General features: G+C 74.6%; 25 protein-coding genes. 15 read left to right on the forward strand and 10 right to left on the reverse strand.

Translation table 11 applies throughout. From position 1 onward, the window contains the following. Positions 1 to 46 precede the first annotated feature (46 nt). Together pgi and HNR12_RS18485 are read left to right on the forward strand one after the other, a co-directional pair. Positions 47 to 1,708, forward strand: a complete 1,662-nt coding sequence (pgi, locus tag HNR12_RS18480) for a glucose-6-phosphate isomerase (RefSeq protein ID WP_179768787.1) — start codon at positions 47 to 49, stop codon at positions 1,706 to 1,708. Positions 1,709 to 1,814: 106 nt separating this feature from the next. Beyond that, the gene (locus HNR12_RS18485; RefSeq protein WP_179768788.1) at positions 1,815 to 2,414 is read left to right on the forward strand and encodes a histidine phosphatase family protein; all 600 of its coding nucleotides are present in this window, start codon (positions 1,815 to 1,817) and stop codon (positions 2,412 to 2,414) included. Here the strand turns inward: HNR12_RS18485 and HNR12_RS18490 are convergent. Continuing rightward, complete coding sequence (locus HNR12_RS18490; protein WP_179768789.1) at positions 2,411 to 2,626, reverse strand: hypothetical protein; 216 nt, start codon at positions 2,624 to 2,626, stop codon at positions 2,411 to 2,413. The genes HNR12_RS18485 and HNR12_RS18490 overlap by 4 nt on opposite strands. 127 nt (positions 2,627 to 2,753) lie before the next feature. After that, positions 2,754 to 3,041 (reverse strand): hypothetical protein, encoded by a 288-nt coding sequence (locus tag HNR12_RS18495; protein ID WP_179768790.1) that lies wholly within the window; start codon positions 3,039 to 3,041, stop codon positions 2,754 to 2,756. A 184-nt stretch (positions 3,042 to 3,225) separates the two neighbouring features. Between HNR12_RS18495 and HNR12_RS18500 the strand changes: the two genes are divergently transcribed. From HNR12_RS18500 to HNR12_RS18510, 3 genes are read left to right on the forward strand one after another with little or no spacing between them, the layout of a single operon-like run. Further along, entirely contained in the window at positions 3,226 to 4,203 is a 978-nt protein-coding gene (locus HNR12_RS18500) for a ring-cleaving dioxygenase (RefSeq protein ID WP_179768791.1), read from the forward strand. A 3-nt stretch (positions 4,204 to 4,206) separates the two neighbouring features. Then, on the forward strand, positions 4,207 to 4,866 hold the full coding sequence (locus HNR12_RS18505; RefSeq protein ID WP_179768792.1) for an alpha/beta hydrolase: 660 nt from the start codon (positions 4,207 to 4,209) through the stop codon (positions 4,864 to 4,866). A 5-nt stretch (positions 4,867 to 4,871) separates the two neighbouring features. Continuing rightward, on the forward strand, positions 4,872 to 5,342 hold the full coding sequence (locus HNR12_RS18510) for a MarR family winged helix-turn-helix transcriptional regulator (RefSeq protein ID WP_179770707.1): 471 nt from the start codon (positions 4,872 to 4,874) through the stop codon (positions 5,340 to 5,342). Between the two features lie 34 nt (positions 5,343 to 5,376). Here the strand turns inward: HNR12_RS18510 and HNR12_RS18515 are convergent, their stop codons facing one another. Both HNR12_RS18515 and HNR12_RS18520 read right to left on the reverse strand, forming a co-directional pair. After that, positions 5,377 to 5,934: a TIGR03086 family metal-binding protein gene (locus tag HNR12_RS18515; protein WP_179768793.1), complete on the reverse strand. Its 558-nt coding sequence runs from the start codon at positions 5,932 to 5,934 to the stop codon at positions 5,377 to 5,379. Then, on the reverse strand, positions 5,885 to 6,757 hold the full coding sequence (locus HNR12_RS18520) for a helix-turn-helix domain-containing protein (protein ID WP_179768794.1): 873 nt from the start codon (positions 6,755 to 6,757) through the stop codon (positions 5,885 to 5,887). The genes HNR12_RS18515 and HNR12_RS18520 overlap by 50 nt, the downstream gene beginning before the upstream one ends. Before the next feature lie 170 nt (positions 6,758 to 6,927). On the opposite strand from HNR12_RS18520, the gene HNR12_RS18525 reads away from it, so the two are divergent. Together HNR12_RS18525 and HNR12_RS18530 are read left to right on the forward strand one after the other, a co-directional pair. After that, positions 6,928 to 7,779, forward strand: a complete 852-nt coding sequence (locus HNR12_RS18525) for a metallophosphoesterase family protein (protein ID WP_179768795.1) — start codon at positions 6,928 to 6,930, stop codon at positions 7,777 to 7,779. Positions 7,780 to 8,003: 224 nt separating this feature from the next. Then, complete coding sequence (locus tag HNR12_RS18530; RefSeq protein WP_179768796.1) at positions 8,004 to 9,404, forward strand: DUF1266 domain-containing protein; 1,401 nt, start codon at positions 8,004 to 8,006, stop codon at positions 9,402 to 9,404. Positions 9,405 to 9,431: 27 nt separating this feature from the next. Here HNR12_RS18530 and HNR12_RS18535 read toward each other — a convergent pair whose 3' ends face one another. Continuing rightward, a complete protein-coding gene (locus HNR12_RS18535) occupies positions 9,432 to 11,543 on the reverse strand; it encodes a prolyl oligopeptidase family serine peptidase (RefSeq protein ID WP_179768797.1) in 2,112 nt (703 codons plus the stop codon). Between the two features lie 729 nt (positions 11,544 to 12,272). Between HNR12_RS18535 and HNR12_RS18540 the strand changes: the two genes are divergently transcribed. Continuing rightward, positions 12,273 to 13,340: an Rv2578c family radical SAM protein gene (locus HNR12_RS18540; protein WP_179768798.1), complete on the forward strand. Its 1,068-nt coding sequence runs from the start codon at positions 12,273 to 12,275 to the stop codon at positions 13,338 to 13,340. A 60-nt stretch (positions 13,341 to 13,400) separates the two neighbouring features. On the opposite strand, the gene HNR12_RS18545 is transcribed toward HNR12_RS18540, so the two are convergent. Next, on the reverse strand, positions 13,401 to 14,225 hold the full coding sequence (locus HNR12_RS18545; protein WP_179768799.1) for an endo alpha-1,4 polygalactosaminidase: 825 nt from the start codon (positions 14,223 to 14,225) through the stop codon (positions 13,401 to 13,403). A gap of 74 nt (positions 14,226 to 14,299) precedes the next feature. After that, entirely contained in the window at positions 14,300 to 15,049 is a 750-nt protein-coding gene (locus HNR12_RS18550; RefSeq protein WP_179768800.1) for an NYN domain-containing protein, read from the reverse strand. A 321-nt stretch (positions 15,050 to 15,370) separates the two neighbouring features. On the opposite strand from HNR12_RS18550, the gene tuf reads away from it, so the two are divergent. Continuing rightward, entirely contained in the window at positions 15,371 to 16,543 is a 1,173-nt protein-coding gene (gene tuf, locus HNR12_RS18555; RefSeq protein ID WP_179768801.1) for an elongation factor Tu, read from the forward strand. Positions 16,544 to 16,587: 44 nt separating this feature from the next. Here tuf and HNR12_RS18560 read toward each other — a convergent pair whose 3' ends face one another. After that, a complete protein-coding gene (locus tag HNR12_RS18560) occupies positions 16,588 to 17,070 on the reverse strand; it encodes a DUF2000 domain-containing protein (RefSeq protein WP_308251312.1) in 483 nt (160 codons plus the stop codon). A 100-nt stretch (positions 17,071 to 17,170) separates the two neighbouring features. On the opposite strand from HNR12_RS18560, the gene HNR12_RS18565 reads away from it, so the two are divergent. The 6 genes from HNR12_RS18565 to HNR12_RS18585 all read left to right on the forward strand — a co-directional run bounded on the left by HNR12_RS18565 (position 17,171) and on the right by HNR12_RS18585 (position 24,140). Beyond that, positions 17,171 to 17,647: an Lrp/AsnC family transcriptional regulator gene (locus tag HNR12_RS18565; protein WP_179768802.1), complete on the forward strand. Its 477-nt coding sequence runs from the start codon at positions 17,171 to 17,173 to the stop codon at positions 17,645 to 17,647. 121 nt (positions 17,648 to 17,768) lie between these two features. Next, the gene (locus HNR12_RS18570) at positions 17,769 to 18,797 is read left to right on the forward strand and encodes a ferric reductase-like transmembrane domain-containing protein (RefSeq protein ID WP_179768803.1); all 1,029 of its coding nucleotides are present in this window, start codon (positions 17,769 to 17,771) and stop codon (positions 18,795 to 18,797) included. An 891-nt stretch (positions 18,798 to 19,688) separates the two neighbouring features. Then, complete coding sequence (locus HNR12_RS18575; protein ID WP_179768804.1) at positions 19,689 to 19,847, forward strand: hypothetical protein; 159 nt, start codon at positions 19,689 to 19,691, stop codon at positions 19,845 to 19,847. A gap of 283 nt (positions 19,848 to 20,130) precedes the next feature. Beyond that, positions 20,131 to 20,265, forward strand: a complete 135-nt coding sequence (locus tag HNR12_RS29215) for a hypothetical protein (RefSeq protein ID WP_274613903.1) — start codon at positions 20,131 to 20,133, stop codon at positions 20,263 to 20,265. A 318-nt stretch (positions 20,266 to 20,583) separates the two neighbouring features. Next, a complete protein-coding gene (mobF, locus tag HNR12_RS18580; RefSeq protein WP_179768805.1) occupies positions 20,584 to 23,622 on the forward strand; it encodes a MobF family relaxase in 3,039 nt (1,012 codons plus the stop codon). A 26-nt stretch (positions 23,623 to 23,648) separates the two neighbouring features. Next, the gene (locus HNR12_RS18585; RefSeq protein ID WP_179768806.1) at positions 23,649 to 24,140 is read left to right on the forward strand and encodes a hypothetical protein; all 492 of its coding nucleotides are present in this window, start codon (positions 23,649 to 23,651) and stop codon (positions 24,138 to 24,140) included. Here the strand turns inward: HNR12_RS18585 and HNR12_RS18590 are convergent. Together HNR12_RS18590 and HNR12_RS18595 are read right to left on the reverse strand one after the other, a co-directional pair. After that, positions 24,137 to 25,438, reverse strand: a complete 1,302-nt coding sequence (locus HNR12_RS18590; protein ID WP_179768807.1) for a relaxase/mobilization nuclease domain-containing protein — start codon at positions 25,436 to 25,438, stop codon at positions 24,137 to 24,139. The genes HNR12_RS18585 and HNR12_RS18590 overlap by 4 nt on opposite strands. Further along, positions 25,435 to 25,827, reverse strand: coding sequence for a hypothetical protein (locus HNR12_RS18595; RefSeq protein WP_179768808.1), 393 nt, complete (start codon positions 25,825 to 25,827; stop codon positions 25,435 to 25,437). Before HNR12_RS18595 ends, HNR12_RS18590 begins: the two co-directional genes overlap by 4 nt. Positions 25,828 to 25,989 lie beyond the last annotated feature (162 nt).

A 25,989-nucleotide genomic window follows, 5' to 3' on the forward strand; every position in this document is an offset into this window, starting at 1 on the left:
CGCGGGCCGCGAGGCCGCCCACGAACGACGCGAGGAGTAACGACCGATGCCCGAGACCAACCCCACCGGCCGCACACGCCTGGACCGGCTGCCCGAGTGGGCCGCGCTGGCCGAGCACCGTGCGAAGCTCGGGGAGGTGCACCTGCGCGACCTGTTCGCCGCCGACCCCGGCCGCGGCGCCCGCTACACCCTCCAGGTCGGCGACCTGCACATCGACTACGCCAAGCACCTGGTCACCGACGAGACCCTGGCGCTGCTGCGCGACCTGGCCGCCGCCACCGGGGTCGCCGAGCTGCGCGACGCCATGTTCCGGGGCGAGCGGATCAACGTCACCGAGGACCGGGCCGTGCTGCACACCGCCCTGCGCGCGCCCCGCGACGCCGTGGTCGAGGTCGACGGCCGCGACGTGGTGCCCGGCGTGCACGAGGTGCTCGACCGCATGGCCGCCTTCGCCGACCGCGTGCGCTCGGGGGAGTGGCGCGGCCACACCGGTCAGCCCATCGGCGCCGTCGTCAACATCGGCATCGGCGGCTCCGACCTCGGCCCGGCCATGGCCTATGAGGCGCTGAAGCCGTTCACCCACCGCGGGCTCGACGTCCGGTTCGTCTCCAACGTCGACGGCGCCGACATGCATGAGGCGCTGCGCGACCTCGACCCGGCCCGCACGCTGTTCATCGTCGCCTCCAAGACCTTCACCACCGTCGAGACCATCACCAACGCCACCTCGGCGCGGGCGTGGCTGCTGTCGGGCCTGGGCGGCGACGTGGCGGCCGTGGCCCGCCACTTCGTCGCGGTCTCCACCAACGCCGGCAAGGTCGCCGAGTTCGGCATCGACACCGCCAACATGTTCGAGTTCTGGGACTGGGTGGGCGGCCGCTACTCCTACGACTCCGCGATCGGGCTGTCGCTGATGATCGCCATCGGCCCTGACCGCTTCCGCGAGATGCTGGCCGGGTTTGCCACCGTCGACGACCACTTCCGCACCGCGCCGCCCGAGGCCAACGCCCCGCTGCTGATGGGCCTGCTCGGCATCTGGTACGGGTCGTTCCACGACGCCCAGTCCCACGCGGTGCTGCCCTACAGCGACTACCTCGCCCGCTTCCCCGACTACCTCCAGCAGCTGGACATGGAGTCCAACGGAAAGTCGGTGGACCGCGCGGGCCGCCCGGTCTCGTGGCAGACCGGCCCCGTGGTGTGGGGCACCCCCGGCACCAACGGCCAGCACGCCTACTACCAGCTGCTGCACCAGGGCACCAAGCTGGTGCCGGCCGACCTGATCGGGTTCGCCCGCCCCGCCGCCGAGCTGAGCCCCGAGCTGAGCGCCCAGCACGACCTGCTCATGGCCAACATGTTCGCCCAGGGCCAGGCGCTGGCGTTCGGCAAGACCGCCGAGGAGGTCGCCGCCGAGGGCGTGCCCGCCGAGCAGGTGCCGCACCGCACCTTCACCGGCGACCGGCCCACCACCACGATCCTCGCCCCCGAGCTGACGCCCTCGGTGCTGGGCCAGCTCGTGGCGCTCTACGAGCACAAGGTGTTCGTGCAGGGCGCGGTGTGGGACATCGACTCTTTCGACCAGTGGGGCGTGGAGCTGGGCAAGGTGCTGGCCAAGCGGATCGAGCCGGCCCTCACCGAGGGCGCCGAGGTCCCCGGCCTGGACTCCTCCACCGCCGAGCTGGTGCGCCGCTACCGCGCCCTGCGCGCCGGGTAGGGCCCCGCACCCGGCCCGCCCGCGCCCGCCGGGCGGGCCGGGGTTGCACGGCGCCTTCGGCGGGGCAGTGGAAGGGGGCGGGAACCGAGCCGACACGGGAGGCCCCATGGGCGAGCTGCTGCTGATCCGCCACGGCCGCACGGAGTGGAGCGCCGCGCACCGGCACACCGGGCGCACCGACGTGCCGCTGACCCCCGAGGGCGAGGAGCAGGCGCGCTCGCTGCGCGCCCTGCTGGCGGGGCGGACCTTCGCCCGCGTGCTGACCAGCCCGCTGCGGCGGGCCGCCCGCACCGCCGAACTGGCCGGGCTCGCCGGGGCCGAGCCCGAGGCCGACCTCATGGAGTGGGACTACGGCGGCTACGAGGGGATCACCACCGCCGACATCCGCACCCGGCGGCCCGGCTGGTACCTGTGGCGCGACGGCGTGGTGCCCGGCGACCCCGACCACCCCGGCGAGACGGTGGAGGCGGTCGGCGCGCGCGCCGACCGGGTGCTGGCGCGCGTCGCGCCGCTGCTCGACGACCCCGGCGCCGCCGACGTCGCCCTGGTGGGCCACGGCCACCAGTTGCGGGTGCTCACCGCGCGGCGGCTGGGCCTGCCCCCCGACCACGGGCGGCTGTTCCGCCTCGACACCGCGGCGGTGGGCCGCCTGGGCCTCGAGCACGACCGCCCGGTGCTGACCGCCTGGAACCTGGCGCCGGACTAGCCGCGCCCCTCGGCGCGGGCCTGTTCCAGCAGTTCGGGGTAGGCGTCCTCGGCGTCGGCCAGCAGCGCCACCGACCAGGGCACCGGGCACGGCCCCGCGTGGTCGGGGTCGGGGCACAGCAGCCGGGTGATTCGCCGCTTCAGCTCCTCGGCCTGCTCCTCGGTGGCGTAGACCCCCAGGCGGATCTCGCGCACGCCGTGCTCTGCCTCCACGTGCTCCCCTTTCGTCGGTCCGCCCCACCGTAGTGCCGCTCCCGGGCGGCGGGGGACCGGCCGGGCCACCAGGTCGCGGCGCGGCGCGTGCGGGCGCGCCCCGGATCCAAAGGAGCCGGTGGGCGGCTCAGCGGCCCGCGCGCGCCCCGCGGCCGCCGGTCATGAAGGCGCGCCGCGAGGTGGCGGACGCGGCCGGCGGAGCGGTGCGGGAGCGCCCGCCGCGGGCCTGGGGGCTCTCGCTCTCCTCCCCGCCGCCGCCCGGGTTCACCGGGGTCCTGCCGGACCTGCACCCGGAGCCGCTGCCGGCCCGGCCCGCCCGGCCCGCCGCCAGGTTGAGGGGGTCGAGCGCGCCGGCGGTGGCGGCCGCCGCCGCGACGGCGCGCAGCAGGCTGCGCCGCCCGTTGTTCTCCGCCATGGATGTCTCCTTTGACCCAAGGGGTTCGCGTACGCCCGCGCGAGACGGGATGCTAGCGGGAGGCCGCCGCCCCCGCGCCCCCGGGGCACCGCCCCTGGCGCCGCCGCGGAATATAGTTTAATTTTCAACTGTTGGTGGGCGATGACAGCGGCACCAAGCGGTACCACAGACGAGAGGCCCGACCATGGATGTGCGCCCCGCGGGGATCCACCACGTCACCGCGATCGCGAGCGACCCCCAGGCCAACGCCGACTTCTACCTCAACGCGCTGGGCATGCGCCTGGTCAAGCGGACCGTCAACTTCGACGCGCCCGACACCTACCACCTCTACTACGGCGACCGCGCCGGCAACCCCGGCACCGTCATGACGTTCTTCCCCTGGCCCGACGCCCCCCGCGGCCGCCTCGGCGCCGGCCAGGCCACCACCACGTCCTTCTCCGTGCCCGAGGGCTCCCTGGGCTGGTGGCAGCGCCACCTCGCCGCGCTCGGCGTGGAGGCCACCCGGCCCGCCGAGCGCCTGGAGGAGGACGTGCTGACCCTGCGCGACCCCGACGGCCTCGTCATCGAACTCGTCGCCAGCGCCGACTACCACGACACCGACCCCTGGGACGGCGGCGCGGTCCCGCTGCAGCACGCCATCCGCGGCATCCGCGCGGTCACCCTCACCGAGCACGACCTGGAGGGCACCGCCGACATGCTCAGCGGCACCCTCGGCTTCGAACTCGCCGCCGAGACCGGCAACCGCTACCGCTTCCACACCACCCGGTCCGCCGAAGGCGTCGGCACCGTCGTCGACGTCCTCGCCGACCCGCGCGCCAAGCGCGGGCTGGTCGCCGCCGGAACCGTCCACCACGTCGCCTACCGCGCCCCCGACCAGCCCACCCAGATCGGCTGGCAGCGCAGCCTCGCCGAGGAGGGCGTCGGCGTCACCGAGATCCGCGACCGCTCCTACTTCACCTCCATCTACTTCCGCGAGCCCGGCGGCGTCCTGCTGGAGATCGCCACCGACGGCCCCGGGTTCGACTACGACGAGCCGCTGCTGCAGCTGGGCCGCGCCCTGAAGCTGCCGCCGTGGCTGGAGCCCAACCGCGCCCAGATCGAGCGCCACCTGCCCGAGCTGCGCGTCGGCCCCGCCGACCCCGCACCCGCCGCCCAGGAGTGAGCCGTGAGCACCCCGTTCCACCACGTGTTCCTGCCCGCCACCCAGCCGGGGCGCCCCGCGCTGCTCCTGCTGCACGGCACCGGCGCCGACGAGCACGACCTGATCGACCTGGGCCGGGCGCTGGCCCCGGGCGCGGCGCTGCTGTCGCCCCGGGGCCGGGTCAGCGAGAACGGCGCGAACCGGTGGTTCCGCCGGCTGCGTGAAGGCGTCTTCGACGTCGACGACGTCATCGCCCGCACCCACGAGCTGGCCGACTTCGTCACCGACGCCGCCGCCGAGCGCGGCATCGCCCACCAGGACCTGGTCGCGGTCGGGTTCTCCAACGGCGCCAACATCGCCGCCGCCACGCTGCTGCTGCGCCCGGGCCTGCTGGCCGGCGCGGTGCTGCTGGCCGCCGCCGCGCCGCTGCAGGGCCGCGAACCCGACCAGGTCGACCTGACCGGCACCCGCGTGTTCCTCGGCGCCGGCCGGGCCGACACCGTCACGCCCATCGACCAGGCGCGGCTGCTCGCCGACCAGCTCGGCGCGCGCGGCGCCGACGTGCGGATGGCCGAGCACCCCGGCGGGCACGCCCTGCCCGCCCCGGTGCTGGCCGCCGCCCGCGACTGGCTGGACACCTCCGGCCTGGGCGGGCAAAACCCCGAGCGGGGGAGGGCCGGATGAGTACGATGGCGGCCATGGACGCCATCAGGTGGCTCAACGCGCAGGAGCAGAGGACGTGGCGCAGCCTCCTGCGCGCCTACTCCCGGATCGAGCGCCTGCTCGACCACGACCTGCAGTCCCGCAACGGGCTCAGCCTGGTCGAGTACGGCATCCTCGTCACCCTGTCCGAGTCGCCGGAGTCGCGGATGCGCATGCGGCTGCTGGCCGACAGCGTCATCGTGTCCAAGAGCCGGCTCTCCCACCAGATCGCCCGACTGGAGCGCGCCGGCTTCGTGCGCCGCGAGACCTGCGAGGAGGACCGCCGCGGCGCGTGGGCGGTCCTCACCGACGAGGGCCTGGCGCTGCTGCGCGCGGCCGCGCCCGGCCACGCCACGCTCGTGCGCGACCGGGTCTTCGACCGGCTCACCCCCGAGCAGACCGAGCAGCTGGGCGCCATCATGCGCGCCCTGGAGTCCGACGGCGGCGCCGCGCCCTGACCGGGCGCGGCGCCGCCGCGCGCACCCGCCCGCATCAGGGGCGGCGGCCCAGGTAGGCCAGCAGGCGATCCTGCGGCGAGGCCGACGGGCCCACCTCCAGGGCCGGCCCGCACACGCCCTCGCCGCGCAGGCTGTCGCCCAGCGCCAGCGCGGTCTCGTGCACCCACGCCACGTCGCCGGGCGGCATCGCCTCGTCCTGGCCGGTGGCGCGCGCCAGGTCCCAGGCGTGCACGACCAGGTCGATCCCCAGGAACCGGTCGACGGTGGCGCCCACGCTGGTGCGGCCCAGGTAGCCGTCGTACTCCACGGCGGCCTTCGCCGGGTCGTCCAGCAGCGCCTGCATGGCGTCGCGCGCCTCATGCCAGGCGCCGACCGGGTCGTCGTCGACCGAGGCGGTCAGGTGCACCTCCAGCCCGCCCCAGGCGGGCATGGACCGGTGGTTGTCGATCATGTGCCGCAGCACGTCGCGCGCGCTCCAGCCGGCGCACGGCGACGGGGAGTCCCACCGGTCGCCGGGCACGTTCTCGACCCTGCGGGTGAACTCAGCGGCGCGGGCGCGATAGCGCCCGCCGATGTCGGTGGTGGTCGTCATGGCGACCACTCTCCCGCCCCGGGCGGGCCCGTGTCGTGTACGGATCGGACATCGGCGCCACCCCGGCGCCCAGCGCCTCGCCCGCCGGCACCGCCCGGCGCCCCGCCAGCTCGCTGGGGCCCGCGCCCCCGATGGCGCGGGCCTCGCGGTACAGGTGCGACTGGTCGGTGAACCCCGCCCGGTGCGCCAGCCCCGCCAGGTCGGCGGGCGCCCCCGGGTGCCGGGCCAGCCGCAGGAACCGCTGCAGCCGCAGGATCCGCCGCAGCATCGCCGGGCCGTAGCCGAACGCCGCGACGCAGGCCCGGTGCACCTGCCGCTCGCCGACGCCCGCGGCGGCGGCGATCGCGCCCACCGTGGCGGCGGGGTCGGCCTCCAGCAGGGCCGCGGCGGCGCCGGCCACCGGGTCGGCCGCGGGCGCGCGCTCGGCCCGGCGCCGCACGAAGTCCTCCAGCACCCCCACCTGCGCGGCGGGGTCCGCGGCGGCCGCCTCCAGGCGGTCCCGCAGCAGCCGCTCGGCGCGCGCCCCCAGCAGGTCGGCCAGCCCCACCCGGCGGTTCAGCGCGGCGCGGGCGTCCAGGCCCAGCACGGCGCCCGCCCGGCCCGGCCGGAACCGCACGCCCACCGCCGGGGTGTCCGGCGGCAGCTCGAAGGTCCAGCCGGAGGTCTCGGGCGCGCACACCACCAGCCGGCGGCCCGCGATCCACAGCACGTCCACGCAGCCGTCGGGCACCAGCCGCTGCGGGCCGCCGAGGCGCGCGGTCCAGGACAGCCGCAGCACCTCGGCGAGGTCGCCGGGCGCGGCGGCGGGGCGGTACCGGGTCACCGTGCTCCCTTCGCAGGTCGGCGGCGGTGCGTGGGACCACCCACTCTATGCGGCCGGCCCCGCTCCCCGCCGTGGGCGCCCCCGCCGGGGGCGGCCGGTGGCAGCGGGCGGGGCCGTGCCGCACACTGGGTCGGACGACCCGCGCACGGCACAGGGGGAGCACAGCGCACATGCCCGGATCCAGCGAGGCGCCGCCGCGCCTGCTCGCCATCAGCGACCTGCACGTCTCCCACGGGGAGAACCGCGACGTCCTCGACGGGCTGCGGCCCGGATCGCCGGGCGACTGGCTGATCGTGGCCGGCGACGTCGCCGAGATCCCCGCCGACGTGGAGTCCGCCCTGGGCCTGCTGCGCGAGCGCTTCGCCGAGGTCGTGTGGGTGCCGGGCAACCACGAGCTGTGGACCACGCCGCGCGACCCGGCGCAGACCCGCGGCGTGGAGCGCTACGAGCACCTGGTCGAGCTGTGCCGGGGCCTGGGCGTGCACACCCCCGAGGACCCGTTCCCGGTGTGGCGGGGCGCCGGCGGCCCGGTGACCGTGGCCCCGCTGTTCACCCTCTACGACTACACCTTCCACCCGCCCGGCACCGCCACCAAGGAGGAGGGGCTGGCCTACGCGCGGGGCACCGGCGTGGTGTGCACCGACGAGTACCTGCTGCACCCCGACCCCTACCCCGCGCGCGAGGACTGGTGCCGCGCCCGCCTGGAGTACTCCGAGCGGCGGCTGGCCGAGGTGTCGGGGCCCACCGTGCTGGTGAACCACTGGCCGCTGGTGCGCGAGCCCACCGACGTGCTGTGGTACCCGGAGTTCGCGCAGTGGTGCGGCAGCGTGCACACCGCCAACTGGCACACCAAGTACAACGCCGCCGCCGTGGTCTACGGCCACCTGCACATCCCCCGCACCACCCACTACGACGGCGTCCGCTTCCAGGAGGTCTCGCTGGGCTACCCCCGCGAGTGGCGGCGCCGGCCGATCCCCGAGGACCGGCTGCAGGTGGTGCTGCCCGCCCCCGCCGGCGCGTGAGGCCCGGCCGGCACCCCGCCGCGCGGCGCGCCCCGCGGGCGGGGCGGGGTTTCGGTCGGCGGATTTTGGACGGTGTGCAACCATCGGCCGGGTAGCCGCGTCAGAGGTGCCGACACGCCCCGCAGCCGCCGCACGACCGCGCGCGGCCGCGGACGCCCCCTCCCGCGTCCCTTCCCTGCTCCCCCTTTTGGGACCTCCCTCCACAAGGTGGAAAGCGCACCGCAATGGCCAACCAGATCGAACAGCTTGAGGCGACCGTCAAGGGCACCCTCGCCGAGAACGACTTCTACTTCGACCAGGACAAGAGCATCGTCAAGGTGCCCGGCCTGTTCACCAGCTGGGCGGCGTCCACCATGCTGCTCATGCTCGCCGGGATCGCCGGCCTGCTCACCGCCCTGGTGGTCGCGTTCGTCGGCCCCGGCGACATCGCCGTCGCGGCCCTGGCCGTCGGTATCGCGTTCCTCGCCCTGTTCGGCTGGGCCAACCGGCGCCCCGGGTTCGAGGTGCGGCTGCTGCGCCAGACCGTCGCCCACAAGAAGGCGCTGCTGCCCTTCAACGCCATCCGCCCCGAGTACATGTTCCTCCAGCCCGGCGACGGCGAGATCAAGCTGATCTTCCGGGGCGGCGGCATCAACAAGGAGCTGGCCACCTTCCGCCAGCGCGAGGAGGCCGCCGCCCTGCGGCTGCGCCAGCTCTTCTGGGAGCTGTTCTCGGCCACCGACGTGCGCGGCATCGGCACCTACGGCAGCACGCTCACCCCCACCCAGTGGTGGATCATGGGCACCTTCGCGGTGTTCGCCGAGGTCAACGGGCAGCCGCTGGACCGCTTCAGCTCCGACACCTCCGCCGGGCGGGCCCTGGACCAGGTCACCGCCAAGCGCATCCTGGCGTCGGCGTGGTCCACCGAGACCGCCGACCAGCTCCTGGCCAACGTCGAGTCCCTGATCGCCGGCGGCCACCGCGAGGACTTCCTGCGCAGCTCCGCCGTCGCGGCCCTGCCGCCCGAGGCCCGCGACGAGCACGCCCGCCTGCTGCACTGGGTGGCCGAGCAGCTGGCCGCCGGCGCGCGGTTCGGCACCGGGCCGATCGACACCGCCATGCGCCGGCTGCTGCTCCTGCGCCACGGCGCCCACGGCCGGCGCCACGCCATGGCCTACGACGCGTTCCTCGCCGGCCTGCGGCCCTCACCCGACAACCCCGAGTCGCCCGTGCTCGCCGAGGTCGGCCACCTGCTCGTCCAGCTCAGCTCCGACCCCGACTTCTGGAAGGAGGAGCTGAACCGGGTCGCCATGCTCGTGGGGCAGCCGGCCGACCTCGGGCTCAACAAGCACATGATCTGGGACTACGCCCGCGCCATGATGCTGTACCGGTGGGGCCACCAGGCGGGGTGGTTCACCGAGGAGTACTGCTGGGAGCGCATGCTGCCGCTGGCGCGCGACATCCAGCGGCACTACGGCTCCTGGACCGAGATGGGCGGCTACTACCTCAGCGGGCGCCGCCTGTGGGCGGGCGGCGCGCCCGACAACCAGGACCGGTTCGAGCAGGCGTTCGAGAAGCTGCGCACCGACGTGCGCAGCCCCTGGAACATCGTCGACTGGGGCCACCCGCTGCACCGCGACTGGTAGCACCCCGACGCGCGGCGGCCCGCCCCCTCAGCCCGCGGCCCCGGCGCCCAGCCCGGTGTGGGCCGCGCAGAACGCCAGCACGTCGGCCTGCAGGCCGATCCACCGCGACGCCGACCGCATGCCGTGGCCCACGTCGGACTCGCACCGCAGCAGCACCGGCCGCGCCCCCGGCGTGTCCGCCGCCGCGTCCTGCAGCGCCGCGGTGAGCTTGCGGGTGTGCATGGAGTCCACCCGGGCGTCGGTGCGCGGGCAGGTCAGCAGCACCGCAGGGTAGCCGGCGCCCCGGCGCACCCGGTGGTAGGGGGAGTACGACAGCAGGGTGTCGAGCTGGTCGGGGTCGTCGGCGGTGCCGAACTCCTCGCACCACATCCGGCCCAGCCCGAATCCGGGGTAGCGCACCATGTCGGTGAGGGCGTCGGACACCACGGCCGCCGCGAACAGGTCCGGGCGCGCGGTGATCGCGGCGGCGGCCATGAGGCCGCTGTGCGAGGCGCCCTTGACGGCGAGGCGGTCGGGCGCGGTCCAGCCCTGCGCCACCAGCCACTCCGCGGCGGCCAAGAAGTCGGCGATCGCCGTGGGCTTGTTGGCGCCGCTGCCGGCGGCGTGCCAGGCTGTGCCGCCCTCGCCGCCGCCGCGCACCCCCGCCACCGCGTAGACCCCGCCCGCGCGCACCCACGCCAGGATGGTCGGGGAGTAGCCCGGCACGCTGGAGGCGCCGAACCCGCCGTAGGTGGTGAGCAGGGTCGGCCGCGGACCGTCGGCGGGGTCGCCGGCGAAGACCAGGTGCATGCCGACCCGCGTGCCGTCGCCGGCGGTGTAGTCGACCTGGCGCACCCGCGGAGCGGCGGGGTCAGCGCCGCCCGCGGCGGCGGGCGCGGGCGGCGCGCCCTCGGCCGGCTCGGGGACGCACCGCCGCTCCCGCAGGTCGAACCGGTAGACGGTCGGCGGGGTCACGAAGTCGGTGTAGGCGAACCACGCCCGGTCGGAGTCGGGCGGCGCGGCCATGCGGCGGATCGACCCGGAGCCGGGCACGGGGACGTCGCACAGGCGGGCGCCGTCGTGGCCGTGCAGCGCCAGCCCGCTCAGCCCGCGGCGGGTGCGGTTCACCAGCAGGCACGGCGCGCCGGTGTCGGGGTCGAGCAGGGGCACGGCGTCGTCGAGCACCGCGCCGGGCTCCTCGGGGATCAGCGTGCGCCAGGATCCGGAGGCGGGGTCGTCGGGGTCGACCGCGCAGACGCGCCCGAACGGGGCGCCGAGGTCGGTGACGGCCAGCACCAGCGGGCCCGGACCGAACTTCAGCACGGCGCGCGAGCCGTCGCGGTCGCCGTCGTGCAGCACCCGCGGCTCGGCTCCGGGCTCGGGCACCACCAGCAGGGTGTTGCCGGAGGTCACCCCGCTGGAGGTGGTGATCATCAGCCACGGCCGGGCGGGGGCGGACTTGATCGCCAGGTGCGGGCGGTCGGTGCGGTAGACGGTCTCGTCGTCGGCGGGGTCGGTGCCCAGCCGGTGCAGCAGCACCCGGCGGCCCCGCTCTCCGTCGGGCGCGGTGTAGTGGAACCCCAGGCCGCTGGGCAGCCACGCCACGGGGGTGGGCCGGGCCAGCGGGATGGGGGAGTCCACGGGGGTGCCGTCGGCGACGCGGACGACGTGCAGCACGGGGCGCTCGCTGCCGCCGGTGGAGACCTGGTAGGCCAGCACCGCGCCGTTCCACGAGGGCCGCCAGGAGTCCAGGGTGGTGCGGGCCCCGGGGTCCAGCGCCAGGGGGTCGATCAGCACGCGGGGCTCGGCGCCGGGGTCGGCCACCACGAGCACGGGCAGCTCCTGGCCCGGCGCGCGGCGCAGGGAGAACCGGCGGCCGCGGCGCACCACGGGCGGAGAGGACACGGGCGCGGTGAGGGCGCCGACCCCGATCAGTTCGGCGAGGTCGCGGTGGAGGGCGTCGCGCAGGGGCCAGGTGGCGCGGTGGCGCTCCAGCAGCGCGGCCTGGCCGGCCAGCCACTCGGCGCACTCGGGCGTGGAGTCGTCCTCCAGCCAGCGGAAGGGGTCGGCGACGACGCGCCCGTGGATGCGGTCGGCGTCGTCGCCGCGCCGCGGGGAGGGCGGCCGCATCGCCACGCGGTCGGAATCGGAAACGGCCACGGATGCCTCCTGTCGTGGTGCGGAAAAACGCGCCCCGGACAGCCGCGGGGGCCGAACGGGAAAAGGGGGGCGGGTGCGGAAATGCTTAACCGAGGCCGCCGCGGGCCGCCCCGCCGCGCCGGGCAGACCGGACGTCGCGGATCCCCTCCACCTGGGCGGATGTTCCGCCGACCAGTGAATGGGACCGGGAATCGAATGTCAACCGCGAGGCGGGGGAATCCGCCGCCGCACCGCGCGGAGGGCGTCATCGGATACCCGAAAGGTCGACAAGATCAGTGAATGCCGCTTTTCAAGAATCCGCGCCCTATGCACCTTAAGCGGCGTTCGCCGAAACAAACCGGGACAGAAAAGAGGCCCGGCGGGTGGCTCCCGCGGACCCCGGACGGATGGATGACCGTACGAACGTGGTCTGGGCGCTAGCCCAGGTCCCCTTCGAGGAGTTCGCCGCGCCAGCCCTCGATGTGCAGGACCTCGTCGGCGATCACGGCGACGCCAATGAAGAGCAGACCGGGAAGTTCGTACATGATTGTCTCCTTTCTCACACGGTGTCCGTTCCGCTGCCCAGTGAAGTCGCCCCCGCCCCAGGTGTCAAAGACCGCCCTCGGGGCCCGGGAACCCCTGCCGCACCGGCGATCCCGCTCCCCGGCGGGCCCCGGACGGGTGTCGGCTTCCAGGTTCTTTGTCCGGTTTTCGCTGGACAATAAATCGAACTTGTGTTCGAATTGGGGCATGCGATGGGAAGGACTCCGCGACGACTCCACCGCCCCCGCGCTCTTCGACCGCGCGGCCGTGGCGCCCGCCGAACCCGCCCGGGGCACCGGCCGGGCCGGCCTGTCCGCGCCCGGACCCGGGCCGATCCAGGCCGGCCAGGGCGACTCCCCGGTGGCGGTCGAGATCCGCGCCCGCTCCATCATCAACCGGGTGCCGGGGGAGTCCCAGGTGCCCTTCCGCTGGACCGTCAACCCCTACCGGGGCTGCTCCCACGCGTGCGTCTACTGCTTCGCGCGGCGCACCCACACCTACCTCGACCTTGACCCCGGGCACGACTTCGACACCAAGATCATGGTCAAGGTCAACGCCGGGGAACTCCTGCGCCGCGAACTCGCCCACCCCCGCTGGAGCGGCGAACCCATCGCCATGGGCACCAACACCGACCCCTACCAGCGGGCCGAGGGCCGCTACCGCCTCATGCCCGAGATCATCGCCGCGCTGCGCGACTTCGCCAACCCGTTCTCCATCCTCACCAAGGGCCGGCTCATCCTGCGCGACCTCCACCTCCTGGAACAGGCCGCGCGGGTCACCGACGTCGGCCTGGCGGTGTCGGTCGGCTCCCTCGACGAATCCGTGTGGCGCTCGGTCGAACCCGGCACCCCCCGCCCCGCGAGCCGCCTCGACGTCGTCCGCCGCTGCGCCGACCGCGGCCTGCGCTGCTCGGTGCTGATGGCCCCGATCCTGCCCGGCCTCACCGACTCCCCCGAGCAGATCGACGCCACGGTCGCCGCGATCGCCGCCGCCGGGGCCGCGAGCCTCACCCCCATCACCCTGCACCTGCGGCCCGGCGCCCGCGAGTGGTACCTCGCCTGGCTGGCCCGCGAGCACCCCCGGCTCGTGCCGCGCTACCGCGAGCTGTACCGGCGCGGCGCCTACGCCCCCAAGCCCTACCGCGCCCTGGTCGCCGCCCGCGTGCACGAGGCCGCCCGCCGCCACGGCCTGGCGCGCCCGGCCGGATCCGCCGACCACCGCCCGGCGCCGCCCGCCACCCAGCCGCCGCCCACCGGGCAACTGGCCCTCATCTGACGCCGACGGCCTCCCCGCACAGGCGGGGAGGCCGCGGCGCGACGGGGACGGACCGTCGTCCTAGGAGAAGTCGGCACAGGTACCGCGGACGTGGGCGGGGTCGTCCGGGGCGGTCACGCCGAGGTCGCGCAGCACCACCGACACCCCCTGCTCCACGAACCCGCAGGCCGCGGGCATGTCCCGCGCGCGGTACTCCACATCCAGCACCCGGTCGGGGTAGGCGCCCAGGTAGACCCCGCACTCGTCGTAGCGGCCGCACTCCTCGGCCACCGCGAAGTCGAACCCGGCCGCGGGGCCGCCGCCGACGCGCTCGATCAGTTCGGCGGCGTTCTTCTGGCCCGCCACCAGGCCCGCGTCGTGCGCGGCACCGGTCAGCAGCCGGGCGTAGGACTCCGCGTGGCCGGGGGTCAGCAGGCCGTCCGAGCGCACCCAGGAGTCCAGGTTGTCCAGTTCGACGGCCTGATAGCCGTCGGCGGCGCACCCGGCCATCCACGCGGCCGCGATCTCCGCGAGGGCCGCGCGCCTGTCCCTGGTCGAGATGTCCAGCAGCACCTCGTCCCACTCCCCGTCGACGACGTACTCGCCGTCGGCGCCGCGCAGCAGCAGGTCGGGGCGCTCCTCCTCCCACCACCCCAGCTCCTGGGGCTGGGTCTGGAAGCCGTTGACGTAGCAGACGTTGTAGCGCCCCTCGGCGGGCGGGGCCTCGCGGTCGCGGATGACGACCTCGACGTCCTCGGCGGGGGTGGAGGCGCCGCCGATCTGGTAGTCGAAGACCGGGCTCGCCGGCAGCGGCACCGGCGCCCGCGTCTCGACCGGGTCCACCGCACCGGTGCCCGAGCAGGCGGTCAACGGCACCAGGGCAACCAGGGCGAGGATGCGCTTCATGGGGCAAATCTACCGAGCCCCGACCGGTGCGGCACCCCGGTCCCCACACAAAACCAACCAATCACACACGTACGCTACGACGCGACCGGCACCCGCGCCAGCGTGATGTCGGCGCCCGAGTGCCCCACCGGCCGCACGTGCTGCGGAAACGCCGCCAGGAAGTCCCGGAAGTTGCGGAAGCCGTGGTTGCGCTCGTCGAACGTGGGGTCCAGCAGCCGCATCCGGCTCTTCAGACTGGCCGCCGTGGGCGTGTCCGTGGTCGCCTCCTCGAACGCCCGCAGCAGCAGCGCCTCAGCCGCCTCCAACCGGAACGCCGCGTCGCGCACCGGCCGCACCGCCGGATCGACCTCCGCCACCAGCGTGCCCCAGTACTTGTACTCCGAGCACACCGACACCAGCCGCCGGCTCGCGTTGCTCTCGGTGCCCACCCCCACCACGTACTTGCCGTGCTCGCGCAGCCGGCCCACCAGCGCCGAATAGTCGCTGTCCCCCGTGACCAGCACGAACACCTCAAGCGCGGGGTGGATGAAGACCGTCTCCACCGCGTCCACCGCCATCCGGATGTCGGCGCCGTTCTTCCCGGCCGCGCCCGCCGGAGCGATGTGGATCATGTCGATCCCGTTCATCGCCAGCTTGTGCTGGTGGCCGCCGAACCTGCTCCAGTCGGCGTAGGCGACCCGGATCGCGGCGTTGCCGTAGTAGCGGCACAACCGGCCCAGCGCGTCGGCGGGAACGGGGTCGGCGCCGCCGGCGCCCTGCGGCGCGCCGCAGACCAGGTTCTCGAAGTCGATGAAGACGGCCACCTGCCGTTCGACGTCGCCCATGCCCAACCACCCTTATGCCGTTGTGTCCGTCCCCCCGCAGCTGTGGTGGATGTACCCGCCGCCACCCCCCGCCGCGCGGCCGAAGGTGGCCACTTCGCCCGGAAAACCGGTTGCCGCGCCCGCCGCCCCGGTCCACCATCGAAGCCATGTCCCGGCACGCGCACCCCACCGCACCCGCCCCCGCGGGTGCCGCCGCGCGTGCCCGCCTGCACCGCGACGGCGCCGACCGCTGACCCCTTCCCGCACGCCCGTGGGCGGCCCCGCGGGAGGGGGTGGAAGCCGCGCGGGCCGCCGCCCATTCGAGCAGGCAAAGGGAACACCATGGCCAAGCGGGCCTACGTCCGGACCAAACCGCACCTCAACATCGGCACCATGGGTCACGTCGACCACGGCAAGACCACCCTCACCGCCGCGATCACCAAGGTGCTCAGCGCCGCCGACCGGGCCGCCTACGTGCCCTTCGAGCGGATCGACCGCTCCCGCGAGGAGGCCGCCCGCGGCATCACCATCAGCATCTCCCACGTCGAGTACGAGACCGCCACCCGGCACTACGCCCACGTCGACATGCCCGGCCACGCCGACTACGTCAAGAACATGCTCACCGGCGCGGCCCAGCTCGACGGCGCGATCCTCGTCATCTCGGCGCAGGACGGCGTCATGCCGCAGACCCGCGAGCACGTGCTGCTCGCCCGCCGCGTCGGGGTGGCCCACATCGTCGTCGCGCTCAACAAGGCCGACGGCGCCGACCCCGAGCTGGCCGACCTGGTCGAGCTGGAGGTGCGCGAACTCCTCGGCGAGCACGGCTACCGCGACTCGCCCGTCGTGCGGGTCTCGGGGCTGCGCGCGCTGGAGGGCGACCCGGAGTGGATCGCCGCCGTCGAGGACCTCCTGCGGGCCGTCGACGACCACGTCCCGGTGCCCGAGCGCTACACCGACGCGCCGTTCCTCATGCCCGTCGAGGGCGCGCTCACCGTCACCGGGCGCGGCACGGTCGTCACCGGCGCCATCGAGCAGGGCGCCGTGGCCGTCGGCGACACCGTCGCGGCGGTCGGCCTGGACGACGGCTTCACCGCCGTGGTCACCGGGGTGGAGACCTTCGGCAAGACCATGGAGCGCGGCGAGGCCGGCGACAACGCGGCGCTGCTGCTGCGCGGCGTCCGCCGCGAGCAGGTCCGGCGCGGCCAGGTCCTGGCGGCCCCCGGCAGCCAGAGCGCGCACCGCCGCTTCAGCGCCCGGCTGACCCTGCTCACCGCCGAGGAGGGCGGCCGGCGCAACCCGGTCGTCAGCGGGTACCGGCCGCAGTTCTACCTGCGCACCGCCGACGCCCCGGGCCGGATCACGCTGCGCGGCGCCGACACCGCCCTGCCGGGCGAGACCGCCGAGGTCGAGGTGGAGCTGGGCGTTCCCCTGGCCATGCGCCCCGGCCTCGGATTCGCCGTGCGCGAGGGCGGGCTCACCGTCGGCGCCGGAGAGGTCATCGGCACCGGGGACTGAGCGAACGCCGTGGGGGAGGTGGGCCCACCTCCCCCACGGCGCCGTCACCGCAGCAGCGGCAGCCGCCCCACCACCTTGTCCACCCGGTTGCGCGGCCCCACCAGCGCCACCCCGTGGTACTCCACGTCGTCGGCCTCGGTCGCGGCCAGCGACTCCAGGTAGCCCGAGTACACCCGGCACACCTGCGCCAGCGCGGGCATGTCCACCACCAGCAGCCCGTCCCTGGCCAGCGCCCGCTCCCGCACCCGCCGCACCTCCGCGGCGTCCTCGGCGCCCAGCACCGTGCACCCGGTCCACGGCAGCCCGGCGTGCTCGGCCCCCGAGGCGTCGGGCCCGCCGGGGCCCACCAGCAGCGGCGCCTGCCGCGCCACCCCCGCGGCCAGGCAGCCCGCGGTGTTGGCCACCAGGCCCGGCCCCAGCCCCCGGTTGACCACCATCACCCACTTCACCGGGGCGCTGCGGGTGGGCTCGTCGATGCGCACATCGTCGGGGTCCAGCACGAATCCCCGGACATCCTGGTCAAGCACCACACACCTCCTGAAAATCCAGCGACAGCCCAAGAAGCTAGCCACTCACCCAAAGAACGCCAACACTCGCCGAACAAAATTCGGCGCTACCCTCAAAACCATGGACCTCGACGAACTCGACCGGGCGATCCTGCGGGAACTGCAGAAGGACGCACGGCGCACCAACCGCGACCTCGCCGCCGCCGTCGGCGTCGCCCCCTCCACCTCCCTGGAGCGCGTGCGCTCCCTGCGCGAGCGCGGCGTGCTGCGCGGCTACCGCGCCGACGTCGACCTGGAGTCCATCGGCCGCGGCGTGCAGGCCATGATCGCCGTCCGCATCCGCCCGCCGTCCCGGCGCAACATCGAGGCGTTTCGCGAATGGGTGGCGCGGTTGCCCGAGACCGTCAGCGTGTTCGTCACCTCGGGCACCCGCGACTTCCTCGTGCACGTGGCGGTGCCCGACACCGACGGGCTGTACGCGTTCGTCATCGACCGCCTCACCGAGCGCCCCGAGGTCGCCGACGTCGAGACCAGCGTCGTCTACGAGCACATGCGCGCCCCGGCGGTCGAACCCGTCCGCCCCCGCCCCACACGCTAGCGGGCCGAGCGCGGAGCAGGGGTCTAGACCATTCGCCTTCCGCGGGTTACAAAGAAGTCGCTTTCCGCGACCCCGGGGCAAGCCCGGTTCGCAGCGTTCCGACCCCCTAAGGACGGCTGCCGTGACCAGAGACACCACACGCCCCGCGGCGGCGGGCCACCGCCGCGGCTTCGACTGGGCGGCCCTCAGATCCGACGCGCGAGGCGCGATCCCCGACGCCACCGCGGCCCTGGCGGCCACGGCGGCGATCTTCGCCTGGCTCTACGCGCGCGTGGCCGACGGCGGTTCGCCCACGGTCGAGGTCATGCCGATGCTGGCCGACCCCGACCGCTACTGGATGTACTGGCTGTGCCAGGCGTTCGGCTGGTCCGCCCTGCTGTGGGCGTGGATCACGGTGATGCTCGGCCTCATCCGCTCCACGGCCCGAGCCCGGTGGAACCCCGTGCCGCCGGCCCGCCTGGAGCGGTGGCACCGCACGACCAGCCTGACGACCATCGGGCTGATGTTCGGCCACGCGTTCATGTTCTTCGCCGAGCTGGTGCGCGGCAACGAGCACGGCCTGGGCTGGGCCGGCCGGATCGGCACGGCGTTCGTGGAGACGTTCGTGCCCGGCGGCTACGCGACCGGCACGGGCCAGGTGGCCATCCTGCTCGGCCTCATCGCCCTCTACCTGGCGATCCCCCTCGGCCTGGCGTTCTACCTGCGCCACCGCACCGGATCGCGGGTCTGGCTGGCGCTGCACCGGTTCGTCATCGTGGTCTACGCCCTCAGCGTCTGGCACACGCTGCTCTACGGCACGAACGTCTGGTTCGACGGCTGGTTCCGCACCGCGGTGTGGCTCCTCCAACTGCCGGTGGCCGCCCTGGTCCTGGTCCGCCTCCTGGCCCCGGCCCGCCGGAACGAGCGCCTGCACACCCGCGGCCGACTCGCCCGCGCCCTCGGCTGGACCGCCCGCATCGGCACCGCCGCGGCGATCCTCACGATCCTCGCGGTCGCGATCACCGGCCGCGACGGCGGCCGCACCCGAGGCGTGGAGGGCGCCGAAATGAACGTCACCCAGGGCATGGTCTGGATCGCCCTCTTCCTGCTCCTGCTCGCGATCACCACCACCATCGCCCTGGTCGCCCGCAAAAAGCCCAAGCCCACCTGATCCCCGACTCGCAACACCCCAAGAAGCGGCAGCCGCCTCCGCAGGCCGGCTGCCGCTTCTCATTTGCCCCCAAACCCCCGCCACCCGCTCCACCGCCTTTGGCCCCCGTCCTTCACAGCCCTCCGCCTCTGCGAAGCGGGCAGAGAGCAGTGAAGAGAGAAGAGAGTGAAGAGGGAAGAGAGAGCAAGTTATATCTAAGGGTGTGTGTTGAGGGCTTCCTCCGCATTCCCACAGGTAAAACCCCTTTCCGGGGGCGCGTGGCGCGGATCCGGCGGGGCCCACCCAGCGCGCAGGGATCTCCGATCCCCCGGTTTCACATCCAGCAAGAAGGGTAAAATCTACAGTGAACTGCCCCAACTGCGGGACGCCGTACCCGCCCAACGGTGCCGACTGCGCGAACTGCGGTCTGCCCCAGCCGAAGTAGCCGGAGTCCCGCACCGTTCCCTGACAACTCAACAGTGTGCGAAGGAGGTGAACCGATGAAGGCCGTGCTCCCGGTCGTCCTCGGCAACGGGGACGACGACACGAGTGACCTCCCCGACTGGGCCAAGGACGTGAAGCCTGGGCCGAAGGCGCCGCCGCAGCGGTGACCTCCGGCGGGGGCCGCCTGTGCCCGGCCCCCGCCGGACCCGCGCCCCGCGCCCCCGAAAGGGAAGCGCGCAGGTATCAACGCTCTAAAGCTTCGGGCGTTTCACTCCACCCGTCCTTCCGGCGAGCGACCGATCGTCCACCAAGAGCAATCATTTCGTCACCGTGCATCACCGGTCCCGCGCGGCTCGCGTCACGTCCTGGCCCCCTTTTCCTTCTTCGGGCGGGGGCGCGGGTCCGGCGGGGGCCACCCAGCGCGCAGGGATCTTCGATCCACCACACGACACGACACGAGAGGTCACCATGTCCGACAAGCCGAAGGCGTACCAGGGCGACGAGCAGGGCACCGGCTACACCGAGTGGGCCGCCGAGGCCAACCGGGAGATCCAGGAGAACATGCCCCCGGCCGGTGAGTCGAGCGACAGCCAGGGGGGCGACGGCTCCACCAAGGCCCACCCGTAAGAGGCCCGCAAGTCCCAGGTTTGGCCGCCACTGGAACGGGTAATATCTACAGTGAACGGCCAGTAGGACGGGACCCGCGCCCCACGCGGACCCGGGTCCCGTCCCCCGCACCTTGGCAACTCCACAGAGCGCCGAGAGGAGGTGAGCCGCATGGGCAAGCCGAAGGACCCGGAGCGCCCCCCGTCCCCGACGGAGGACGAGGGGGAGCGTCCCCCCGGCCCCGTCCCCGAGTAGGGGACGGAACACCCGATGACCCTATGAACGGCCAGAGGAGGTGAGACGCATGGCCAAGCAGGACAACCGGACCCCGGACGAGATCATCCGGGACGCCGAGAACGGCGGCAAGACGCCCGAGCAGCTCCGCGAGGAGATCAAGGAGGAGACCGCCGAACTCCGCAGGGACATCCGGAGGGGCTGACCCGCCCCCGCCAGCCGACCGCCCCCACCCCGCGAAGGGAGGTGACGTGATGCACAGCGACGAGGAGGACACCCCCACCAAGAACCTCGGCAAGCCGAAGGGCGGCAAGTGAGCCCCCCACCCACCGGGGGCCACGGCCCCCGGTGGGTGGCCCCCGCCGGACCCGCGCCCCCGCCCGAAGAAGCGGGAAGCGCGCAGGTATCACCCATCTCGAAATACGGGCGTGTCGCGGTGGACATGTCCGCCCGGATGCGTCAAAATCACCTCGACCGATCGCGCCACCCGCCCCCCGAAAACCGTCCGCCAGCGGAGACGTTCATGGCTTGGGTCACCACCCTCGGCCCGGACCCCACGCAGGTCGAGTACCGCCTCACCGGCCAGTGCGGCTGCGACGCCCACGCGCACGCCCACAGCCACGGCGACGCCGACGACCTCCAGGTCGAGTACCGGATCAAGGACGCCGACCGCCCCCTCCAGCGGATCGGCGGCGGCTGGAGCGAGTTCGGGCAGGCACCCGGCAGCGAGTTCGCGGGCAAGGCCGACCTGGAGGCCATGCGCCGCATCATGGCCGGCTGCCACCCCGTCACCGGCGAGGTGCTCGTCACGCCCAAGGAGGCCGTCGACCCCCGGGCGAAGCTGGCGGCGCGCCCCCTTGTGGACGCCGTCTACGCGATCGCCGACGCCGCGCACATGCCCGCGGCCGACCTCTTCACGTCGGCCGCCGCGGCCGAGCGGTTCGCCCGCCTGGAGCGCGGCCTGCTGCGCGACGGCGAGGCCCACCACGCCTACGTCCGCGACCTGGAGGTCATCGCCGAGCAGGCCGGGGTCGACCCCGCGATGCTGTGGGACCCCGCGGAACTGGCGACCGCCCGGGAGCACGCCGACTCCCGGGTCCGCGTGGGCAACCGGGGCTTCGACACCGTCCTGAACATGCCGAAGTCGATGTCGGTGCTCTACGGGCTGGTCGAGGACCGCACGGCGGCCGAGATCGAGGAGATCTACCTCGACTGCGTGCGCGAGACGGTCGCCTCCCTCGAAGAGTGGGCGGGGTACGCCGTCGCGGGACACCACGGCGACGGCCGGAGCGCGGCCCGCGTCTCGACCTCCGGCCTCATCGCGTCGATCACGCTGCACCGCTCCGCGCGGCCGGTCGACGGCCGGATGGGCGACCCCCACCTGCACGCCCACGTCATGATCGCGAACATGGTCCGGGGCGAGGACGGCAAGTGGCGGGCGCTGGGCGCGGGCGGGCGGGACCTGCACCGCCACGTCGCCGTGGCGGGTGAGCTGGCCAAGGCGCGGATGCGGGAGCGGCTGAGCCGCCGCTTCGGTGTGGTGTGGACGCGCGACGAGCGCACGGGGGAGTGGGAGATCGCCGGGTTCGACCGGGACGTGCGGGACGTGTTCAGCTCCCGGTCCCGGCAGATCGCCGACCACGTGGGCCGGGACGCCTCGGCCGCGCAGGCGCGGGCGGCCGCGCGCGAGCTGGCGCAGGCCAAGTCGTCGGTCCGCCAGGGCCACGCCCGCCGCTGGTGGCGCCGCGTGGCCCGGGAGGCGGGGTTCGACGTCGACGGCCTCCTGGACGGTGCGCTGAGCCGGGGTGCGGCGGCCCGCCAGCCGGTGCCCAGCGTCGACGAGCTGGCCGCGATCGTCTGGGATCCGGAGACGGGTGTCACGGCGCACCGCAAGGCGGTGAGCCGTCCGCAGATCATGGCGGCGGTGGCGGCGGCGTGCCCGGGCGGGGTGGTGAGCGCGTCCCACCTGGAGGTGCTGACCGATGCCGTGCTGTCGACGGGGCGCGCGGTCCGGCTGCCCTCGGGCGGGCCGCGGCACCTGTCCAACGCCGACCGGTGGACCTCGGCCGACATCGTCGAGGCCGAGCAGGCGATCATCACCGCGGCGGAGCGGCGGCTGGGCGAGGGGGCGGCGGTGGTCCCGGCGGGTGCCGCCGAGGAGGCGCTGCGCCGGTTCGAGGCCGACCGGGGATTCGCGCTCTCGGCCGAGCAGCGGCGCACCGCGGAGCGGCTGCTGCGGGGCGGGCACGGCCTGGACATGGTCCGGGGCGTGGCGGGTTCGGGCAAGACGACGCTGATGAGCGCCGCGCTGGCGGGGTGGTCGGCGGCGGGGCTGCGCGTGGAGGGTGCGGCGACGGCCGCGGTCGCGGCGGCGAACCTGGCGGCGGAGTCGGGGATCACATCCCACACGGTGGCGACCTGGCTGCGGCGCATCGAGTCGGGCGAGGGCCTCGCGGGTGTCGACGTGCTGGTGGTGGACGAGGCCGCGATGGTCGACGACCGCTCCATGAGCGCGCTGGTGAAGGCGGCGGACGCCAGCGGCACGAAAATCGTGGGGATCGGCGACCCGGCCCAGTTGCGCGCGGTGGGTGTCGGCGGCGGGTTCAAGGCGGTCCACGAGATCGTCGCGGGCGAGACGCTTACGGAGAACCGGCGGCAGCGCAACGACGTGGACCGCGCCGCGCTGGCCCTGTGGCTTGCGGGCGGGCGGGCGACCGCGCTGCACGCCTGGGGGCACGCCGGGCGCGTGCACGCGGCGGAGCGGGCGCACGAGGCGCTGGACCTGGTGGCGCGGGGCTGGTGGAAGGACCGGCAGGAGCTGTCGGATGCGCACCAGGCGGTGGGCGAGCTGCTGGTGCTGGCGGCGCGCAACAGCGACGTCGACGAGTTGAACATGCGGATGCGGGCGCTGGCGTGGGCGGGCGGCCATCTGGCGGACGACGAGGTGGCGTTCGCGCTGCGGGGCGGCGGCCGGCTGGCGCTGGCCTCGGGTGACGTCGTGCGGGTGCGGCGCAACGACTACCGGTCGCGCCGGGGCGAGGGGCCGGACGTGCTGAACGGCTTCCGGGGCGTGGTGGCCGAGGTGGACGGCCGGCGGGGCGCGCGGGTGGAGTGGCGCCACGAGGGCGAGACGCTGAGCGCGTGGGTGTCTCCGGAGGCGATCGCGCGGGGGGACCTGAGCCACGGGTACGCCATGACGATCGCCGCCGCGCAGGGGCTGACCTGCGAGCGGGCGCACGTGTACGGGATCGGCGCGGAGGCGCACTCGCTGTACCCGGCGATGAGCCGGTCGCGTGCGCGGGCGGATCTGTACCTGGCGGCGCAGGGGCTGGAGTCGGTGGACGTGCGGGGGGTGCGCAACGACGGGGAGCTGGTGCGCCGGCTGATCGACGGCTACGCCCGTACGCTGACGGACCGGGACGACACGATGGTCAGTGACGAGCTGGAGATCCCCCGGCGGGCTTCGGTGAAGGCGGCGGTGGAACAAGCGGTGAAGGGCCGCAAGCCCGTTGGCGCCCGCCGCGGCGGGCCGCCGCGGCGGGGGCCGCAGCGGGGCCTCTGACAGCGAGGCCGCGGAAGGGAGGCCGGATGTCCGCACAGGAGGACGGGCGGGGGCTGGTGACGCTGCGCGAGTGGGCGGAGCGCAACGGCTACAGCCACGCCTACGCGGTGCACGTGATGCCGCGCTACTACCCCGACTTCCCCGAGCCGGAGGTCCGCCGGAAGGGGGCCACGGAGAAGGGCGGCGGGGGCGGCAGCAACCTGTACGACCCGGCGAAGCTGGAGCGGTTCCGGCCGCGCCGCCCGGATCCGGTCGAGGTGGCGCCTGAGGACCTGGACCGCGAGGTGACGCTGGGGGGGTTCGCGGCGCTGATCGGGGTGGACGGCAAGAGCGTGACCCAGATCAAGGACGACCGCCCGGACTCGCTTCCGGACACGGTGGACGGCCGCCGGTGGTATCCGCGGGCGCGCTACTACGTGCGCGACCTGCTGCTGATGTGGAACTCCCGCCCGGGCCAGGGGCGGGGGTCGGACAAGCGCCGGGTGCCCCTGCCGTGGCAGCGGGGGGAGGACGCCTAGCCGGTTTCGGCGCAGGGGTCGTCGAGGGCGACGGCGGCCAGGTGGGTGCGGGTGAGTTCGGCGCGGTGGCGCTGGGGTGCCCACCGCTGGGCGGTGTACCACTCGGCGAGGTCGGCGGCGAGGGCGTCGAGGAGGTCGAGCACGCCCCGGAGGTCTTGGGTGTCGGGGGTGCCGTCGGTGCGGATGAGGGTGCGGGCGGCGTCGCGCAGCCGGGCGGCCTGAGGGTGCTGCTGGGTGGGGCAGGGGAGGCGGCCGGCCTGCTGCCAGGCGTCGGCGGCGGCGCGCAGGCCGGGGCGCAGGGGGCGGGGCGCGGCGGCGGCGACGGCGGTGAAGGCGTCGCTGAGTGCGGCGGCGGTCTCGGCGCGGCGGCCCATGGTGTCGCCGGGGGTGCGCTGGCGGGCCTCGTCGAGGCAGCGGCGCAGGCGGGCCCAGGCGCGGGCGGCGCCGATGCCGGGTTCGGGGGGTGCGGCGGCGGCGAAGCGGCGGCGGAGCCGGGGCAGGGAGAGTTCGGGGGCGAGGGTGGAGCCGCTGAGCCAGACGGGTTCGCCGGTGTCGTTGCGGTCGTCGGGCAGGGCGACGGCGTAGCCGACGAGTTCGGCGCCGTCGGTGCGCCGGTGGACGAGGACGCCTTCGTCGCGGAGGGCGGCGAAGAACTCGTCCTCGCTGTGGGCGGCGACGGCGGCGGTGCGGACCTCGCGGGCGAGGAGGACGCGGGCGGGTTCGCTGCGGCCGCGCCGCAGGGCCTTCTCGACCTCGCCGCGTTTGGGCAGGCGGTCGGATGTGCCGTTGGAGGGGCCGGTGGTGCGCAGGCCGAGGTGGTGTTCGAGGGCGCGGCACTCGTCGCGCAGGCGCAGGGCGTCGTTGTGGATGTCGGGGCGGGTGTCGTCCTGGCGTTTGAGGGTGGCGACGAGGTGGATGTGGTGGCTTTCGGTGCCGTCGTGGCGGACGGCGATCCAGCGGCAGCCGCGGGGGTCGCCGTGGGGTGCGACGCCGCCGGCGGCGGCGATGCGCCGGGCGACGGTGTTCCATTCGGGGTCGGTGAGGGGGCGGTCGTCGTGGGCGACGCGGACGGCGCAGTGCCAGACGTGGCGGGTGCGGGTGTCGGGGGCGACGAACTGGTCGAGGCGGCGGGCGAGGGTGGGGAGGGCGGCGTCGGGGGAGCGGCCGGGGTCGGGGACGCCGAGGGGGCGCCAGGCGCCGACGAGGTGGGGGTCGATGTGCTCGTTGGCGCGGCCGGGGCCGTAGAGGTAGCGCAGGAGGCCGTAGGTGTCGCTGCCGCGCATGACCTTGGCGATCACCGTCGCACGCTCCGCTTCAGCTCGTAGGCGGTGTCCTCCAGTTCGTCGACGATCCGGGAGATGCGGCGGAGGAGGGCTCCGGGGGTGTCCGCGGTGCCGTCGGGGGGATGGGGGGCGGCGGGGTCGCCGGCGCCGAGGAGGGCGCCGGCGTCGCACAGGCGGGTGATCTGGTCGTTGAGGGCGACCATGGTCTGGCGTACGTCCGGCGTGGGGTCGACCTCGTCGCGGGCGACGGCGACGGCGGCGTCGGCGCAGTAGGAGCTGAGGGTCATGTCCTTGGCGAGGGCGGCCTTGGACAGCAGGGCGTGTTCGTCCTCGCTCAGGCTGAGCTTGACGTTCTTGTCGCGCCGGACTCCGAGTTGCCGGTTGCCGCGCCTGCGTTGTGCCATGGCCCCCGCCCTTCACTTTCCGCCGCTCAAATCGCGGTAAGGGAACCTTAAAGGGATCTTGGGGTGCGCGTCCGCTTCGGGTGCGCGCCTGTGGACATCCGGCGTGAAAAAGAGGCCGCCAGAGCGATGAGTTCGGGCGGGCCCCGGTGTCTACCGCTGTGA

Origin of the sequence: Streptomonospora nanhaiensis, from assembly GCF_013410565.1 — a bacterium.
Classification (GTDB): Bacteria; Actinomycetota; Actinomycetes; order Streptosporangiales; family Streptosporangiaceae; genus Streptomonospora; species Streptomonospora nanhaiensis.

Excerpts from the sequence above, each read along its gene's own strand:
- pgi (WP_179768787.1), top strand. The coding sequence starts at position 47 with ATGCCCGAGACCAACCCCACCGGCCGCACACGCCTGGACCGGCTGCCC.
- HNR12_RS18485 (WP_179768788.1), top strand. The coding sequence starts at position 1,815 with ATGGGCGAGCTGCTGCTGATCCGCCACGGCCGCACGGAGTGGAGCGCC.
- HNR12_RS18495 (WP_179768790.1), bottom strand. The coding sequence starts at position 3,041 with ATGGCGGAGAACAACGGGCGGCGCAGCCTGCTGCGCGCCGTCGCGGCG.
- HNR12_RS18500 (WP_179768791.1), top strand. The coding sequence starts at position 3,226 with ATGGATGTGCGCCCCGCGGGGATCCACCACGTCACCGCGATCGCGAGC.
- HNR12_RS18510 (WP_179770707.1), top strand. The coding sequence starts at position 4,872 with ATGGCGGCCATGGACGCCATCAGGTGGCTCAACGCGCAGGAGCAGAGG.
- HNR12_RS18515 (WP_179768793.1), bottom strand. The coding sequence starts at position 5,934 with ATGACGACCACCACCGACATCGGCGGGCGCTATCGCGCCCGCGCCGCT.
- HNR12_RS18525 (WP_179768795.1), top strand. The coding sequence starts at position 6,928 with ATGCCCGGATCCAGCGAGGCGCCGCCGCGCCTGCTCGCCATCAGCGAC.
- HNR12_RS18530 (WP_179768796.1), top strand. The coding sequence starts at position 8,004 with ATGGCCAACCAGATCGAACAGCTTGAGGCGACCGTCAAGGGCACCCTC.
- HNR12_RS18540 (WP_179768798.1), top strand. The coding sequence starts at position 12,273 with ATGCGATGGGAAGGACTCCGCGACGACTCCACCGCCCCCGCGCTCTTC.
- HNR12_RS18545 (WP_179768799.1), bottom strand. The coding sequence starts at position 14,225 with ATGAAGCGCATCCTCGCCCTGGTTGCCCTGGTGCCGTTGACCGCCTGC.
- HNR12_RS18550 (WP_179768800.1), bottom strand. The coding sequence starts at position 15,049 with ATGGGCGACGTCGAACGGCAGGTGGCCGTCTTCATCGACTTCGAGAAC.
- tuf (WP_179768801.1), top strand. The coding sequence starts at position 15,371 with ATGGCCAAGCGGGCCTACGTCCGGACCAAACCGCACCTCAACATCGGC.
- HNR12_RS18565 (WP_179768802.1), top strand. The coding sequence starts at position 17,171 with ATGGACCTCGACGAACTCGACCGGGCGATCCTGCGGGAACTGCAGAAG.
- HNR12_RS18575 (WP_179768804.1), top strand. The coding sequence starts at position 19,689 with ATGTCCGACAAGCCGAAGGCGTACCAGGGCGACGAGCAGGGCACCGGC.
- HNR12_RS29215 (WP_274613903.1), top strand. The coding sequence starts at position 20,131 with ATGGCCAAGCAGGACAACCGGACCCCGGACGAGATCATCCGGGACGCC.
- mobF (WP_179768805.1), top strand. The coding sequence starts at position 20,584 with ATGGCTTGGGTCACCACCCTCGGCCCGGACCCCACGCAGGTCGAGTAC.
- HNR12_RS18585 (WP_179768806.1), top strand. The coding sequence starts at position 23,649 with ATGTCCGCACAGGAGGACGGGCGGGGGCTGGTGACGCTGCGCGAGTGG.
- HNR12_RS18595 (WP_179768808.1), bottom strand. The coding sequence starts at position 25,827 with ATGGCACAACGCAGGCGCGGCAACCGGCAACTCGGAGTCCGGCGCGAC.